Consider the following 15,102-nt stretch of genomic DNA (forward strand, 5'->3'; position numbering starts at 1 on the left):
TTCTTTGCGTCCGTTTCCGGTGCGCTCAACAGCCGACTTCGCTGATCGACGCCGGCCGGCGGGCCTTGCCGCCATTTCCCTTTTTCCATTGCATCCAAACACGGATTGAACTGCCATGAGCGCACCGCGTACCCTTTACGACAAGATCTGGGACGATCACCTGGTTGACGAACAGGCTGACGGCACCTGTCTTCTCTACATCGACCGCCATCTGGTCCACGAAGTCACCTCTCCGCAGGCTTTCGAAGGCCTGCGCATGACGAACCGCAAGGTTCGCGCGCCAGAGAAGACGCTGGCGGTGGTCGACCACAACGTTCCGACCTCGCCGGATCGCCACCTCGGCATCAAGAACGAGGAAAGCCGTATCCAGGTCGAGCAGCTCGCCATCAACGCTGCCGAATTCGGCGTCGAGTATTACTCCGAGAACGACAAGCGTCAGGGCATCGTCCACATCATCGGACCGGAGCAGGGCTTCACCCTGCCGGGCATGACGATCGTATGCGGCGACAGCCACACCTCGACGCATGGCGCCTTCGGTTCGCTCGCCCATGGTATCGGCACGTCTGAAGTCGAGCACGTTCTCGCCACCCAGACCCTGATCCAGAAGAAGGCAAAGAACATGCTGGTGCAGGTCGATGGCCAGCTTCCGGCAGGCGTCACCGCCAAGGACATCGTTCTCGCCATCATCGGCGAAATCGGCACCGCAGGCGGCACCGGCTACGTCATCGAATATGCCGGCGAAGCGATCCGCGCGCTGTCGATGGAAGGCCGCATGACGATCTGCAACATGTCGATCGAAGGCGGCGCCCGCGCCGGCCTGATCGCGCCTGACGAGATCACCTTCGAATATCTGAAGGACAAGCCGCGCGCGCCGAAGGGCGAAGCGCTGGAACAGGCGATCGCCTACTGGAAGACGCTGAAGACCGACGAAGGCGCGCATTACGACCGCATCGTCAAGCTCAACGCCGCCGAACTGCCGCCGATCGTCTCCTGGGGCTCCTCGCCCGAGGACGTCATCTCGGTTCAGGGTATCGTTCCGAACCCTGATGATATTCAGGACGAGACCAAGCGCACCTCCAAGTGGCGCGCGCTCGACTATATGGGCCTGAAGCCCGGTACGCCGATCACCGATATCAGCATCGATCGTGTCTTCATCGGCTCCTGCACCAACGGCCGCATCGAAGACCTGCGTGAAGTCGCCAAGGTCGTCGAAGGCAAGACTGTTGCTTCCACCGTCAACGCCATGATCGTTCCGGGCTCCGGCCTCGTGAAGGAACAGGCCGAGAAGGAAGGCCTGGACAAGATCTTCAAGGCCGCCGGCTTCGACTGGCGTGAGCCGGGTTGCTCGATGTGCCTCGCCATGAACGACGACCGCCTGAAGCCGGGCGAGCGCTGCGCCTCGACCTCGAACCGCAACTTCGAGGGCCGCCAGGGCTTCAAGGGCCGCACGCACCTCGTGTCGCCCGCCATGGCCGCTGCTGCGGCGATTGCCGGCCACTTCGTCGATATCCGCGAATGGAACTGAGCGTCTAGCGTCAAGATATGAAAAGGGCGGCCTCGAGCCGCCCTTTTTATTTTGATCAGAACGTCGCCGTATATGGATCCGGACCCATACGCGCACCCTTGTCGTCGAGCTTGGCAATCGCGGCCATATCGTCCGCATCCAGCTTGAAATCGAAGACCTCGAAGTTTTCTTCGATGCGCGAGGGAGTCACCGACTTCGGGATGACCACGAGGCCGGTATCGATATGCCAGCGGATGATCACCTGCGCCGGCGTCTTGCCATGCTTCTTGGCGATGGTGCCGATCACCGGGTTGGCGATGAACTTGCCCTGGCCGAGCGGGCTCCAGGATTCGGTGACGATATTGAGCTTCTGGTGCGCTTCCTGCGCCGCCTTCTGCTGGAAGTCGGGATGCAGCTCGATCTGGTTGATCACCGGTACGACGCCGGTATCGCCGATGATGTGCTCCAGATGATCGGGATAGAAGTTCGAAACGCCGATCGAGCGCGCCCGGCCCTCTTCCTTGATCTTCACGAAAGCCTTCCAGGTCTCGCGGTAGAGGCCGCGATGCGGCGAGGGCCAGTGCACGAGGTAGAGATCGACATAGTCCATGCCGAGCTTCTTCAGGCTGCCGTCGAAGGCGCGCAGCGTATTGTCGTAGCCCTGATCGGTGTTGCGCAGCTTGGTGGTGATGAACACGTCCTTGCGGTCGAGACCGGAGGAACGGAAGCCTTCGCCGACACCCTGCTCGTTGTCGTATCCGGATGCCGTATCGATGTGGCGGTAGCCGGCTTCCAGCGCCTTCAGCACTGTCGGCGCGGCGATATCCTGCGGCGTCTGCCAGACGCCGAGGCCGACCTGCGGGATGGAATGTCCGTCATGGAAAGTAATGATGGGTTGATTGGCCACAATATGTCTCCGTCAGTTTGAAAGCCGGCGCGCCAGGCAGCGCGACGTCGACAAGCCATATAGGACGGCGGCGAAAAATTATCACCCCTTGAGATTCAGAGAACCCGGACGACCGTCCCCTTGCGCATGTGGGGAAGCATCCGGCGCATGTCCTGCGGTTTGACGGCGACACAGCCATCCGTCGGCTGGTAGCCCGGGCGGATCAGGTGGAAGAAGATCGCCGAGCCGCGATGACGCGCCCGGGACGAGACATTCCAGTCCATGACCAGGCAGACATCGTAGAGCCCGTCCTTGCGCTTCAGCTCCTCGTGGCTCGGCTTGAAGGGCGCCTTGACCAGCCGGTTATAGTTGGCGTTCTCAGCTTGGTCGCACCAGAGCATACCGCTACGGATCCGCGAAAGCGCAAGCGGCGTTGTGAGCCGCTGCGGGCGCTCGCCTCGCCGGAAGCCGTAAAGTAGCTTCATCGCCGCGACAGGTGTTGCCCCATCGCCCTCGCGCTTGAGGATGCTGCGGCCCGTCCGGCCGATCGCCGCAGGCACGACGATAGGCCCGCATTGCACCAGCGCCCGGCTCTTTTTTCCCGGTTGAGGCCTTACAAGGATGGTGGAGATGCGCTTCGGCGCTCTCTGCCTTGTTTTTTCCATTATTCTCACATGTTTTTGTTTTGCTTGGATGTTCGATGAAATCATATCGATCCGAGCCCCGCAACCGCGCGTCTTGTGCTCTTTGCCAATCGTCGAATTTGGCGTAGGACTTGTAAGACGGAACCTGAGGAACAGACCCGCATGACTGCACGCACCATTCTACTGGTGGATGACGATGACGACCTCCGCGAAACCCTGACGGAGCAGCTGTCGCTCTATGAGGAGTTCACGGTTCTCCAGGAATCGACCGCTGGCAAGGGTGTGCAGGCGGCGCGCAGCGCGCCTGTGGACCTCCTGATCATGGACGTGGGCCTGCCCGACATGGATGGCCGCGAGGCCGTCAAGCTGCTCCGCAAGGGCGGCTTCAAGGCGCCGATCATCATGCTGACCGGTCACGATACGGATTCCGATACGATCCTCGGCCTTGAGGCCGGCGCCAACGACTATGTCACCAAGCCCTTCCGCTTCGCCGTCCTGCTCGCCCGCATCCGCGTGCAGCTGCGTCAGCACGAGCAGAGCGAAGACGCGACCTTCACGGTCGGCCCCTATCTCTTCAAGCCGAGCCAGAAGCTGCTGACTGCCGAAAACGGCCAGAAGATCCGCCTGACGGAAAAGGAAGCGGCGATCATCCGCTATCTCTACCGCGCCGAACAGAAGGTCGTGACCCGCGACGTGCTGCTCGAGGAGGTCTGGGGCTACAATTCCGGCGTGACGACGCATACGCTCGAAACCCACGTCTACCGTCTGCGCCAGAAGATCGAGCGCGACCCCTCCAACGCCGAAATCCTCGTCACCGAGAACGGCGGCTACAAGATCATACCGTGAGGCAGATGCGCAGATGGCGCTGACCGACGACATTCACACGCTCTCGCAGCTGCCGCTGTTCAACGGCATGTCCGACGACCAGCTGCGGTTGGTGGCCTTCGGCGCCGACCGCCGCATCATCTCGACCGGCCAGATGCTGTTCCGCGAGGGCTCTCCGGCGGAGAGCGCCTATGTCGTCACCAGCGGTGCGCTTGAGCTGACGGTGATGGACAAGGATGGGCACCACCGGGTGCAGCGTGTCGCCGGACCGGGCACGCTCTTGTCCGAACTTGCGCTTGTGACGCTCGTCGAGCGCAAATATACGGCTGTCGCGCGCGAGGATACCGGCATCATCCGCATCACCCGCGCGCTGTTCCATCGCCTCATCGAGGAATATCCGGAAGCCGCCAAGCTGATCGAAAACCGCATCCGCGACAACATCTCGGAGCTTGCCGCCCGGGCGGCGGCACAGCTGCATCGCTTCTCCTGATCAGAGATTGAAATACGCCGTGACGGGCACGTGGTCGGAGGGCTTCTCCCACCCGCGCGCTTCCTTGAGAATCTCGACGCGCTGCAGCAGCGGACCGAGATCGGAGGACGACCAGATATGGTCGAGGCGGCGGCCCTTGTCGGCCGCTTCCCAATCCTTGGCGCGGTAGCTCCACCACGTGTAGAGCTTCTCGTTGGCAGGCACATGCTGGCGCATGAGATCGAGCCAGGCGCCCCGCTTGATGACTTCGAGCAGCCCCTCTGTTTCAACGGGCGTATGACTGACGATCTTCAAGAGCTGCTTGTGCGACCAGACATCGTGCTCCAGCGGCGCGATGTTGAGATCGCCGACGAGGATGGCCGAAGTATTCACCTCGGCTTCCGCCTTCAAGAGCTTCATCTCCTCGATGAAATTCAGCTTGTGCTCGAATTTCGGATTGATCGCCGGATCCGGCTCGTCACCACCTGCCGGAACGTAGAAGTTATGCAGGCGCACACGGCGGCCGCCGCGCTCGAAGATTGCCGAGATGTGGCGGGCATGGCCGACGCTGCCGTAATCGAAACTGTGATCCTCGGTCAGCGGAATGCGCGAGGCGATCGCCACCCCATGATAGCCCTTCTGCCCGTGGATGATGATGTGCTCGTAGCCCATCGCACGCAGAGGCGCGAGCGGGAAGAGCTCGTTCGGAACCTTGGTTTCCTGCAGGCAGAGAATATCCGGCTGATGCTTCATCAGGAACTTCTCGACGATCGGCATGCGCAGCCGCACGGAATTGATGTTCCAGGTCGTGATCGAGAAGCTCATGCCAATGCCTTTCATCAGGGGGGTCGCAGAGGCTTTAGAGCAAAGCGGCGCCATAGGAAACGGGCCGCAAACAAAAACGCCCGGACGAAGCCGGGCGTTTCCAGAAACCGCGGAAGGCAGGATCAGTCGCGATAGGCGGCAGTGCCCGGGATGCTCTCGTAGGGCACCTTGAAGACCTTGTCGTCGAACTGCACGCCGGTCTTGACGTTGAACACCATGACGGAGGTGTCCTTGCCCTGATTGTCGGTGATCGTCCACTGACGCAGATCGTAGGTCTTCGGATCGAACATCATGGTGATCGTCGAATTGCCGAACACCGTGTTGTTGCCGAGCGCGATCGTCGTCAGGTCGGACTCTTCCTTGACGCTCTTTACCGAGCCGTCGTTCAGATTGATCTTCTGTGCCAGCAGCAGGCTAAGAGGCGTCTTCGACAGCGGATAGAGGTTCCAGGTCTTGAGCTTCAGGTTGCCCACGGCAACGTTCTTTCCATCAGCGATCACGCGGATCGGCGACGGGTCGTCGTAGTTGAAGCGCAGCTTGCCCGGGCGCTGGATGAAGAACTTGCCGCCGGTCTGTTCGCCCCGCGGTCCGAACTGCACGAACTCGCCCTGCATGGTGCCGACGCTCGAGAAGTGGTCGGCAATCGCCTGAGCCGTCGCCGAACCTCCGGCAGCAGCCTGAGCGAAGACATTGACCGGCAGGGCCGCAGACGCAGCCACCAGCGCCATCGCGCCCAGCATATGGCGGCGCGTCAGCGAAAAGCCTTCGAGGAAGGAATCGGAGTTGTTCATCTAAGTCTCCTTTATGCGACCTGCTTGCTGCCGAAAGGCGGCGTCTTCATGGCGCAGAAGCATGGCTGAAGCAGGTAACGTTTTCGAGGCGATCAGGTTTCCGTGAAGTTGTTGCCTCGAAAGATTTTTTTCGGCCTCTAGCGATCGAGTATATCACCTTCGGTCGGAACGAGAATCTCGCGTTTACCGGCATGGTTGGCCGGACCGACAACCCCTTCCTTCTCCATGCGCTCGATCAGCGATGCGGCACGGTTATAGCCAATGCCGAGACGGCGCTGGATATAGGAGGTCGAGGCCTTGCCATCACGGAGGACGACGGCCACCGCCTGATCATAGGGATCGTCGGAATCGGCAAGATTGGAGGTGCCGGCCGGGCCGCCGCCGTAATCGTCGTCTTCATCGTCGTCAGCAGTAATGGCGTCGAGATATTGCGGCGCGCCCTGGGTCTTCAGGAAGGAGACGATCTCTTCGACTTCCATATCGGCCACGAACGGACCATGGACGCGCTGGATACGGCCACCACCGGCCATGTAGAGCATGTCGCCCATACCGAGCAGCTGCTCGGCGCCCTGTTCGCCAAGGATCGTGCGGCTGTCGATCTTCGAGGTGACCTGGAACGAGATGCGGGTCGGGAAGTTTGCCTTGATCGTACCGGTGATGACGTCGACCGACGGACGCTGCGTTGCCATGATGACGTGGATACCTGCGGCACGCGCCATCTGCGCCAGACGCTGAACGGCGCCTTCGATATCCTTGCCGGCAACCATCATCAGGTCGGCCATTTCGTCGATGATGACGACGATATAGGGCATCGGCTGCAGATCGAATTCTTCCGTCTCGTACATCGCCTCGCCGGTGTGGCGGTCGAAACCGGTCTGGACGGTGCGCGAAATCTGCTCGCCCTTGGCAAGCGCCTGCTCGACGCGGGCGTTGAAGCCGTCGATGTTGCGCACGCCGATCTTCGACATCTTCTTGTAGCGCTCCTCCATCTCGCGGACGGTCCACTTGAGCGCCACGACGGCCTTCTTCGGATCGGTGACGACAGGCGAGAGCAGATGCGGAATGCCGTCGTAGACGGAGAGTTCGAGCATCTTCGGGTCGATCATGATCAGGCGGCACTGCTCCGGAGTCATCCGATAGAGCAGCGACAGGATCATCGTATTGATGGCGACCGACTTACCCGAACCGGTGGTACCGGCAACAAGCAGATGCGGCATCTTCGCGAGGTCGGCGATGACGGCTTCGCCGCCGATCGTCTTGCCGAGCGCCATGGCGAGCTTCGCCTTGGATCCCTCGAAGTCGCGCGATGCGATGAGCTCGCGCAGGTAAACGGTTTCGCGGGTCGAGTTCGGCAGTTCGATGCCGATCGCGTTGCGGCCGGGAACGACGGCGACGCGGGCGGCGATCGCACTCATCGAGCGGGCGATATCGTCGGCAAGACCGATGACGCGCGACGACTTGATGCCGGGAGCCGGCTCCAGCTCGTACAGCGTGACGACCGGACCGGGGCGAACATGGATGATCTCGCCCTTGACGCCGAAATCTTCGAGCACGCCTTCCAGCATGCGGGCATTCTGCTCCAGCGCATCGGCCGAGAGCGAGGAGTCGCGCACGACATTCTTCGGCTCCGCCAAAAGATGCATCGGCGGCAGCTGGAAGCCTTCGGGGCGAATGAAGCTGCCCTGCGATTCACGATCGACGCGGGCACCCGGCTTGGGGCGGGACGCAGCGGGAGTGACGCGCGGCTCCGGCTTACCACCGTTGGAGCGCGCCGGAGCGCGCATCATCCAGGCATCTTCATCATCGTCAGGCAGGATGTCGGCGGGACGCGGCGGCATGTCCGTATCAAACGGCGCGTCATCATCGTCATCGTTGAGCGAGATCGACGGCGCGGAAACGACGCGGCGCTGCGAGCCTGCACCCATCTCCATCGACGGGTCCATGCGCTCGCCGCGGCCGGCGGGCGCCTTGGCGCGAACCGGTTCGTTGAGCTTGCCGAACTCGTCGTCGTTGAAATCGTAAGGCGATTCGAAATCGCTCTGGCGGCGCTTGCGCGGACCCATGCCGAAGATGCGGCGCATGCGCGCCTGGCTCATGTACCAGGCATGCGTCAGCGCTCCAAAGGCAAGCCAGCCACCCTCGTCGTCGCCATCGTCCTCATCGGCTTCGCCGACCGAGCGCGCCTTCGAAGGCGTCGCGGCAGCGTATTCTTCGGCGAAGTCCTCATCCTCTTCGGTACGGCCGACGAGACCGGCAGCAAACAACATCATCCAGACCGTCGGAATGGCGAAGACGCAGCCGACAGCGGTTGCGAAGGTGCCCGTCGGATAGGCGCCGACGAAGAGCGCCGGAAAGCGCAGGATCATGTCGCCGACGACGCCGCCGATACCGTTCGGGATCGGCCAGGTGAGCGGCGGCGGGAAACAGCCGACAACCGCGGAGGACAGCACGGAACCCAGGGCCCATGCACCGCCACGGGCCGGAATGCGGCTGATATGGCGGCCGGAGATCAGGGAGAGCGCCCAGGCGACGACCGGCAGCAGGGCGATGACGCTGGCGAGGCCGAAGAACTGCATGGCGATATCGGCGAAGGCGGCGCCGCTATAGCCGAGTATGTTGGTGGGGGCATTGCCGGTGGCATAGGAATAGCTCGGATCGGCGACATTCCAGGTTGCCAGCGCTGCGACGGCAAGCGCCAGCATCAGGAAGATCGCAAAGCCCAGAAGAGCCTGCGCCTGCCTGAACAGGAACCCCGAAAGGGAGAAACGGTCCGGCCGGCTATCGATCGCCGGCGACGTGCTTCTTGCCATGTAACCTACCCGTCCATTTGCTGCGGCGCGAATCGCCCTCGCGCCATCCACGCAGAATGCGTCCGCTCCACCTAATCAGAGGACGGTTAAAGCGGTGTTAACCATGACAGGCAGGATTAGCAGCTTCAAAATAAAAGGGCCCGAACCTTGGAAGGTCCGGGCCAAAATGCGGTCTAGGCGTTTCGCTAGGCCGCGACGGGCCATTCAGCGGCGCCCTTTGTTTCCGGGCGCCGCAATCCCTTGATTACGAGTGGTAAGCAGCTTCGCCGTGGGTTGCGAGGTCGAGACCTTCGCGTTCGGCTTCGACTGCAACACGCAGGCCGACGATGAGGTCGACGACCTTGTAGAGGATCGCCGAGCCGACGCCGCACCATACGATGGTGGTGGCAATAGCCGTGATCTGGGTCATGACCTGACCGCCCATCGTTACGCCTTCTGCGTAACCGACGCCGCCGAGCGAAGCGCTGGCGAAGATGCCGGTAGCAACGGCACCGAACATGCCGCCGACGCCGTGAACGCCGAACACGTCAGCCGTATCGTCGTAGCCGAACTTGTTCTTCACGACGGAGACGAAGAAGTAGCAAAGCGGCGAAACGATCAGACCCATGACGATCGCTCCCATCGGGCCGACGATGCCGGCAGCAGGCGTGATGGCAACGAGACCAGCGACCATACCGGAAGCGCCGCCGAGCATGGATGCCTTGCCGCGCGTCAGGCTTTCAACGATCGCCCAGGAGATGACGGCAGCAGCGGTTGCAACGAAGGTGTTGACCGTTGCGAGCATGGCGCCACCGGAAGCTTCCAGGTTGGAGCCGGCGTTGAAACCGAACCAGCCGAACCAGAGCATGGATGCACCGACCATGGTCAGCGTCATCGAATGCGGAGCCATCATGTCCTTGCCGTAGCCGGTACGCTTGCCGACCATGATCGCGCCGATCAGACCGGCAACGCCGGCGTTGATGTGAACGACCGTGCCGCCTGCGAAGTCGAGCGCGCCCATCTTGAAGAGCATGCCGTTGGCATCCCAGACCATGTGAGCGATCGGGAAGTAGACGAAGGTTGCCCAGAGCGCGCAGAAGAGAACGACTGCCGAGAACTTGATGCGTTCGGCGAAGGCGCCGACGATCAGGGCAGGCGTGATGGCTGCGAAGGTCATCTGGAACATCGCGAAGATGAACTCAGGAATGACAACGCCCTGCGAGAAGGTCGCAGCCGTCGAATCCTTGGTGACGCCGGCAAAGAACATCTTCGCCGTGCCGCCCCAATACGGGCTGTCCGAGCCGCCGAAGGCGAAGGAATAGCCATAGATGACCCAGATGAGCATCAGAACTGCAGCAACCATCGTGCACTGCATGAGAACCGAGAGCATGTTCTTGGCGCGAACGAGACCGCCGTAGAACAGGGCGAGACCCGGTAGGATCATGAAGAGAACCAGCAGCGTAGAAATGAACATGAAGGCGGTATCGCCCTTGTCAGCAACCGGTGCTGCAGCGGCAGCTGCCGGAGCGGCCGTCGTTGCCGCATCCTGTGCGAAAGCGGCGACCGGCGCGAGAAGCGCAGCCGACGCAGCGCCGAGCCGCGCAAAAGTGGAGGAAAACTTCGAAATTGACATTGGTATAAAGCTCCTTGCTCAGCGGTTCTTAGAGCGCTTCGGTATCGGTTTCGCCGGTGCGGATGCGGACGGCATGGTCGATCGAGTAGACAAAGATCTTGCCGTCGCCGATCTGGCCGGTCTTGGCCGACGACGCGATGGCTTCGACCGCCTTGTCGACGATCTCGGTGGCAACAGCGATTTCGATCTTGAGCTTCGGCAGGAAGCTGACCGCATATTCAGTGCCGCGATAGATTTCGGTATGTCCCTTTTGGCGCCCGTAGCCCTTAACTTCGGTCACGGTCAGGCCCTGGATGCCGATCGCGGTGAGGGCTTCGCGCACCTCATCGAGCTTGAACGGCTTGATAATGGCCATCACAATTTTCATCTGGTTTCCCATCCTTCGTTATCCTCGGCACGGAGCCGACTCTCCTTGCCGCTGACGTTCACGACCAGCGACCGGGGATATACATTCAAGGGGCGTGCCAGATTCGAGGCGCGTTATAAGTTATTGAAAAGTAAAGATGATATCAGAGGATGCCAATTATGAGGCATCTAACGAAGCAATTGCAGCTTAAAAAATGCGCAAAAACACAAATATGCACATTATTTATTCATCTGCCTTTTTCCGAATCAAACCCTCCTGGGCGACCGACGCAATCAGAACACCCGAGCGCGTAAACAGGCTACCGCGCGTCAGCCCGCGAGCACCCGAAGCAGACGGGCTATCCTGGGTATAGAGCAGCCAATCGTCCAGTTTGTCCGGCCTGTGGAACCACATCGAATGGTCGAGGCTGGCGACCTGCAGGGTCTGATCGAAAATCGACGTGCCATGCGCATAGAGCGAGGTATCGAGCAGCGTCATATCCGAGAGATAGGCAAGCACCGCCGCCTGATAGAGCCGGTCATCGGGAACGGGACCCGTGGCGCGCACCCAGACATCCTGGCGCGGCTCCAGCTTCTCGTTGGAGAAATAGTGCTTCAGCGATACCGGCCGGATTTCGATCGGCCGTTCACGCTCCCAGTATTTGCGGATCGCCGCCGGTGCGTGCGCCAGATACTGGTCCTTGATCTGCTGCTCGCCGAGAAGCTTCTCCGGAGGCGGCACATCCGGCATCGCGGCTTGATGGTCGAAACCGGGTTCCTCGATCTGGAATGAGCAGGATAGCGCAAAGATAGCCTTGCCATGCTGGATGGCGACGACACGGCGGGTATTGAAGCTGGAGCCGTCGCGGATACGCTCGACCTGATAGATGATCGGCACCGAGGGATCGCCAGGACGCATGAAATAGGCATGCAGCGAATGCACGATCCGCCCCGCCTCGATCGTCCGCTGCGCCGCCATCAGCGCCTGCCCGATCACCTGGCCGCCGAACACCCGCTGCCAGCCGACTTGGGGACTGCGGCCGCGAAAAATGTCGATCTCGATCGGTTCGAGGTCGAGCGTCGCAAGAAGGGTTTCCATGGCGGTCAGTTTTGCCGCAGCTCCGGTCATTTGCTTGCCCCCGGCAGTAGGAAGTAAGGGAGCGATGATCTATATAGATCACGATTGTATTCACAAGGCTGAGGAGTAAGCGATGCTTGATATGCTGGTTGTTGGCGGAGGCTATGTGGGCCTTTCCGCGGCGGTGGCGGTCAAGCAGGCTGCGCCGCATCTTGATGTCGCCGTCGTCGAGGCCGCACCCGAGCACGTCTGGCAAAAGGACATGCGCGCTTCGGCCATCATCGCCGCCGCGGCCAAGATGCTGGAAGTCTTCGGCATCTGGGAGAATATCCGCACCGAGGCGCAGCCGATCACCAAGATGATCGTCACCGATTCCAAGACATCGGATCCGGTACGCCCCGTTTTCCTAACCTTCGACGGCGAGATCGAGGAAGGCCGCCCCTTCGCCCACATGATCCCGAACGCCGTCATGGTACGCGAATTGCGCGGCGTCTGCGAGCGGCTGGGCATCGAAATCCGCCATGGCCTGAGCGCAACGGGACTGAGCAGCGGTGAAAACCACGCGACCGCCGAACTCTCCGATGGCAGTGCCATCGAAGCACGTCTCGTGGTCGCGTGCGACGGCGTGCGCTCCAAGCTGCGCGACTTTGCCGGTATCAAGACGGTCAGCTGGGATTACGGCCAGTCCGGCATTGTCGCCACCGTCGAGCACGAGCGGCCGCACAATGGCTGCGCCGAGGAGCATTTCCTGCCCTCCGGCCCGTTTGCCATCCTGCCGCTCACCAACAACCGTTCGTCGCTGGTCTGGACCGAACGCACCAGCGATGCAAACCGGCTGGTTGCCGGTGACGATCTGATTTTCGAAGAGGAACTGGAACGCCGCTTCGGCCACAAGCTCGGCGCCCTCAAGGTGATCGGCGCCAAGCGCGCCTTCCCGCTCGGCCTGACATTGGCGCGCTCCTTCGTCGCCCCGCGCCTCGCGCTTGCCGGCGACGCTGCCCACGGCATTCACCCGATCTCGGGCCAGGGCCTCAATCTCGGCTTCAAGGATGTGGCGGCGCTCGCCGAAACCATCGTCGAAGCCGACCGTCTCGGCCTCGATATCGGCTCGATCAATATCCTGGAGCGCTACCAGACATGGCGCCGTTTTGACACGTTCCGCATGGGTGTTACGACCGACGTGCTGAACCGTCTGTTTTCGAACGACGTGACGCCGATCCGCATCGCCCGCGACGTCGGCCTCGGCATCGTCGATCGTCTGCCGGGCCTGAAGTCCTTCTTCATCGGCCAGGCCGCCGGAACGACGGCAAAGGGCAATCCGCGGCTATTGGCGGGCGAGGCGATCTAGTCGTCCAGCCGCCTAGCCTCAGACACCAGCATGATCGGAATACCGTCACGGATCGGGTAGGCGAGCCGCCCTTTCTCGGAGACGAGCTCGTTATGGTCGCGGTCATAGGTCAGCCGCCCCTTGGTCAGGGGGCAGACGAGGAGTTCCAGGAGCTTCGGATCAACGCGGCTGAGTTTTTCGTCCATCTCTCAGGACTTACTGCAAAACCGTATCAGAGTCACCGAAGACGCGCGCCAGCACGATTTCGGTAATGGCGATCAGCGTCTCAGCGCGTGTCTTGAGATCGGGCGCTTCCAGCAGAGCCTGCTTTTCCGCAGGGCCGAAGGGCGACATCATGGCGAGCGAATTGACGAGCGTCAGGTTGCTTGCCCGCTCGACACTCTCCCAATCCGCCTCCAGCTTGTTCGCATCGAGATAGGCGCGGAAAGCCGAAAGCAGGGCGGCGCGATCGACCGCGTCTTCCTCATCACGTGCCGAAAGATCGGAAATGAACGGAGCGATACGGAAGGTGCGGAACGGGTCGTGGCTCACCTTCTCGCCGATCAGCCTGAAACGGCAGATGCCCGTCAGCGATACGATATAGCGGCCATCGCCCGTTTCGGCGAAAGAGGTGATGCGGCCAAGGCAGCCGACGGGCGCCAGATTGCAATCCGGCATCTTTTCGTCGCTATCGCCAAGGGCCGGCTGCACCATGCCAATCAGCCGGTTTCCAGCCATGGCGGCATCGAACATCGCCAAATAGCGCGGCTCGAAAATGTTTAAGGGAAGCTGCCCGGTCGGCAGGAGGAGAGCGCCGGTCAGGGGGAAAACAGCGATCGTGTCCGGCAGATCACCGGGTTTCAAATATCTCGCATTCCCGACTTGCATGAAATTTCGTCCCGCATTCTTCAAGCAGGAAAAATCGGAGCCCCTGCCATTCAACTGAATGTGGTGCCCCCGCTCAAAAACGCAAGGGCACCCGCATCAAGTTACGAGAACAGCATCGCCGAAAGCTTGCGGCGTGCGGCAACGGTGGCCGGATCCTTGAAGCCCCAGACCTCAAAGAACTGCAGCAACTGGCGGCGAGCGCCGTCGTCGTCGAAGGTGCGGTCCTTGCGCATGATGGTCAGGAGATGTTCAGCAGCTTCGTCGCGGCGTCCCTCGACATTGCGGATCTTGGCAAGCTTCATCCGCGCTTCGTGGTCGTCAGGATTGCCCGAAAGCTGCTGTTCCAGCGCAAAGGGATCGCCAAGCTTGCGGGCTTCTTCGATCTGGTCGAGCTTCTTGAGAACGGCCTGGATGGCGGCATCCTTCGAAAGCTCTTCCGGCAGATCGATGAGCGCTTCGCGGGCACGCTCGTGCTGATTGGCGGCGATCATGCATTCAGCCATGCCGGCGAGCGCCTTGGCATTCTCCGGATCGGCCTGCATGACGGCGCCATAGAGCTGCGCGGCGCCATTGACGTCGCCCGACACCAGAAGCCCGGCGGCCTCTTCGAGAACGGCTTCAATCTCGGCTGCCTGATCGGCGCCTGCCGGACCGGCGAGCCGATCGATGAACTGGCGAACCTGGCTTTCCGGAACGGCGCCCATGAAACCATCAGCCGGACGGCCGCCGACAAAGGCGATGACGGCGGGGATCGACTGGATGCCGAGCTGGCCAGCGATCGACGGATGATCGTCGATGTTCATCTTCACGAGCTTGACGCGGCCCTGGGCCTCGTTGACGACCTTTTCGAGCACCGGCGTCAGCTGCTTGCACGGACCGCACCAGGGCGCCCAGAAATCGACGAGAACCGGCTGGTTGCGCGAATCCTCGATGACATCCTTGGTGAAATTCGCCGTCGTCGTGTCCTTGATATAGCTACCGGCTGCTGCCGGAGCCGCCGCAGGCTGCTGTGCGCCGCCATAGGTCGCCGTTGCCGACATCGTGCCGTAGGACGTGCTGTAGGGGTTGTCGTTGCCGCTCATAGGTATCTCCCGCCAC

General features: G+C 61.5%; 15 protein-coding genes. 4 read left to right on the plus strand and 11 right to left on the minus strand.

Annotated elements, in window-relative coordinates; genetic code table 11:
* The first annotated feature begins 115 nt into the window (after positions 1-115).
* The gene (gene leuC, locus ACODR6_RS09615) at positions 116-1,525 is read left to right on the plus strand and encodes a 3-isopropylmalate dehydratase large subunit (protein WP_112718341.1); all 1,410 of its coding nucleotides are present in this window, start codon (positions 116-118) and stop codon (positions 1,523-1,525) included.
* Positions 1,526-1,580: 55 nt separating this feature from the next.
* On the opposite strand, the gene ACODR6_RS09620 is transcribed toward leuC, so the two are convergent.
* Together ACODR6_RS09620 and ACODR6_RS09625 are read right to left on the minus strand one after the other, a co-directional pair.
* Positions 1,581-2,411 carry an aldo/keto reductase gene (locus ACODR6_RS09620; protein ID WP_489022399.1) on the minus strand — a complete coding sequence of 277 codons (831 nt, stop codon included), beginning with the start codon at positions 2,409-2,411 and terminating at the stop codon, positions 1,581-1,583.
* A gap of 95 nt (positions 2,412-2,506) precedes the next feature.
* Entirely contained in the window at positions 2,507-3,055 is a 549-nt protein-coding gene (locus ACODR6_RS09625) for a L,D-transpeptidase family protein (RefSeq protein ID WP_112718337.1), read from the minus strand.
* Positions 3,056-3,196: 141 nt separating this feature from the next.
* On the opposite strand from ACODR6_RS09625, the gene ACODR6_RS09630 reads away from it, so the two are divergent.
* Both ACODR6_RS09630 and ACODR6_RS09635 read left to right on the plus strand, forming a co-directional pair.
* The gene (locus ACODR6_RS09630) at positions 3,197-3,880 is read left to right on the plus strand and encodes a response regulator transcription factor (protein ID WP_112718335.1); all 684 of its coding nucleotides are present in this window, start codon (positions 3,197-3,199) and stop codon (positions 3,878-3,880) included.
* 13 nt (positions 3,881-3,893) lie between these two features.
* Positions 3,894-4,349 carry a cyclic nucleotide-binding domain-containing protein gene (locus tag ACODR6_RS09635; protein WP_489022400.1) on the plus strand — a complete coding sequence of 152 codons (456 nt, stop codon included), beginning with the start codon at positions 3,894-3,896 and terminating at the stop codon, positions 4,347-4,349.
* On the opposite strand, the gene xth is transcribed toward ACODR6_RS09635, so the two are convergent.
* From xth to tesB, 6 genes are all read right to left on the minus strand, one after another.
* Positions 4,350-5,153, minus strand: coding sequence for an exodeoxyribonuclease III (gene xth, locus ACODR6_RS09640; RefSeq protein WP_489022401.1), 804 nt, complete (start codon positions 5,151-5,153; stop codon positions 4,350-4,352).
* Positions 5,154-5,275: 122 nt separating this feature from the next.
* Positions 5,276-5,944 carry an outer membrane lipoprotein carrier protein LolA gene (locus ACODR6_RS09645; RefSeq protein WP_112718331.1) on the minus strand — a complete coding sequence of 223 codons (669 nt, stop codon included), beginning with the start codon at positions 5,942-5,944 and terminating at the stop codon, positions 5,276-5,278.
* A 137-nt stretch (positions 5,945-6,081) separates the two neighbouring features.
* Positions 6,082-8,754, minus strand: coding sequence for an FtsK/SpoIIIE family DNA translocase (locus tag ACODR6_RS09650; protein WP_489022402.1), 2,673 nt, complete (start codon positions 8,752-8,754; stop codon positions 6,082-6,084).
* Between the two features lie 244 nt (positions 8,755-8,998).
* On the minus strand, positions 8,999-10,366 hold the full coding sequence (locus tag ACODR6_RS09655) for an ammonium transporter (protein ID WP_112718327.1): 1,368 nt from the start codon (positions 10,364-10,366) through the stop codon (positions 8,999-9,001).
* A gap of 28 nt (positions 10,367-10,394) precedes the next feature.
* Entirely contained in the window at positions 10,395-10,745 is a 351-nt protein-coding gene (locus ACODR6_RS09660) for a P-II family nitrogen regulator (RefSeq protein WP_162698828.1), read from the minus strand.
* A 210-nt stretch (positions 10,746-10,955) separates the two neighbouring features.
* Positions 10,956-11,840, minus strand: coding sequence for an acyl-CoA thioesterase II (gene tesB / locus ACODR6_RS09665; protein WP_489022403.1), 885 nt, complete (start codon positions 11,838-11,840; stop codon positions 10,956-10,958).
* A gap of 82 nt (positions 11,841-11,922) precedes the next feature.
* On the opposite strand from tesB, the gene ACODR6_RS09670 reads away from it, so the two are divergent.
* Positions 11,923-13,137, plus strand: coding sequence for a ubiquinone biosynthesis hydroxylase (locus tag ACODR6_RS09670; RefSeq protein WP_489022404.1), 1,215 nt, complete (start codon positions 11,923-11,925; stop codon positions 13,135-13,137).
* On the opposite strand, the gene ACODR6_RS09675 is transcribed toward ACODR6_RS09670, so the two are convergent.
* The 3 genes from ACODR6_RS09675 to trxA all read right to left on the minus strand — a co-directional run bounded on the left by ACODR6_RS09675 (position 13,134) and on the right by trxA (position 15,086).
* Positions 13,134-13,322: a Trm112 family protein gene (locus tag ACODR6_RS09675; RefSeq protein ID WP_112718321.1), complete on the minus strand. Its 189-nt coding sequence runs from the start codon at positions 13,320-13,322 to the stop codon at positions 13,134-13,136. The two genes, ACODR6_RS09670 and ACODR6_RS09675, sit on opposite strands and share 4 nt — an antisense overlap.
* Positions 13,323-13,332: 10 nt before the next feature.
* Positions 13,333-14,004, minus strand: coding sequence for an LON peptidase substrate-binding domain-containing protein (locus ACODR6_RS09680; RefSeq protein WP_112718319.1), 672 nt, complete (start codon positions 14,002-14,004; stop codon positions 13,333-13,335).
* Between the two features lie 101 nt (positions 14,005-14,105).
* On the minus strand, positions 14,106-15,086 hold the full coding sequence (trxA, locus tag ACODR6_RS09685; RefSeq protein ID WP_489022405.1) for a thioredoxin: 981 nt from the start codon (positions 15,084-15,086) through the stop codon (positions 14,106-14,108).
* Between the last annotated feature and the right edge of the window lie 16 nt (positions 15,087-15,102).

Source organism: Rhizobium sp. FG96 (assembly GCF_057808655.1).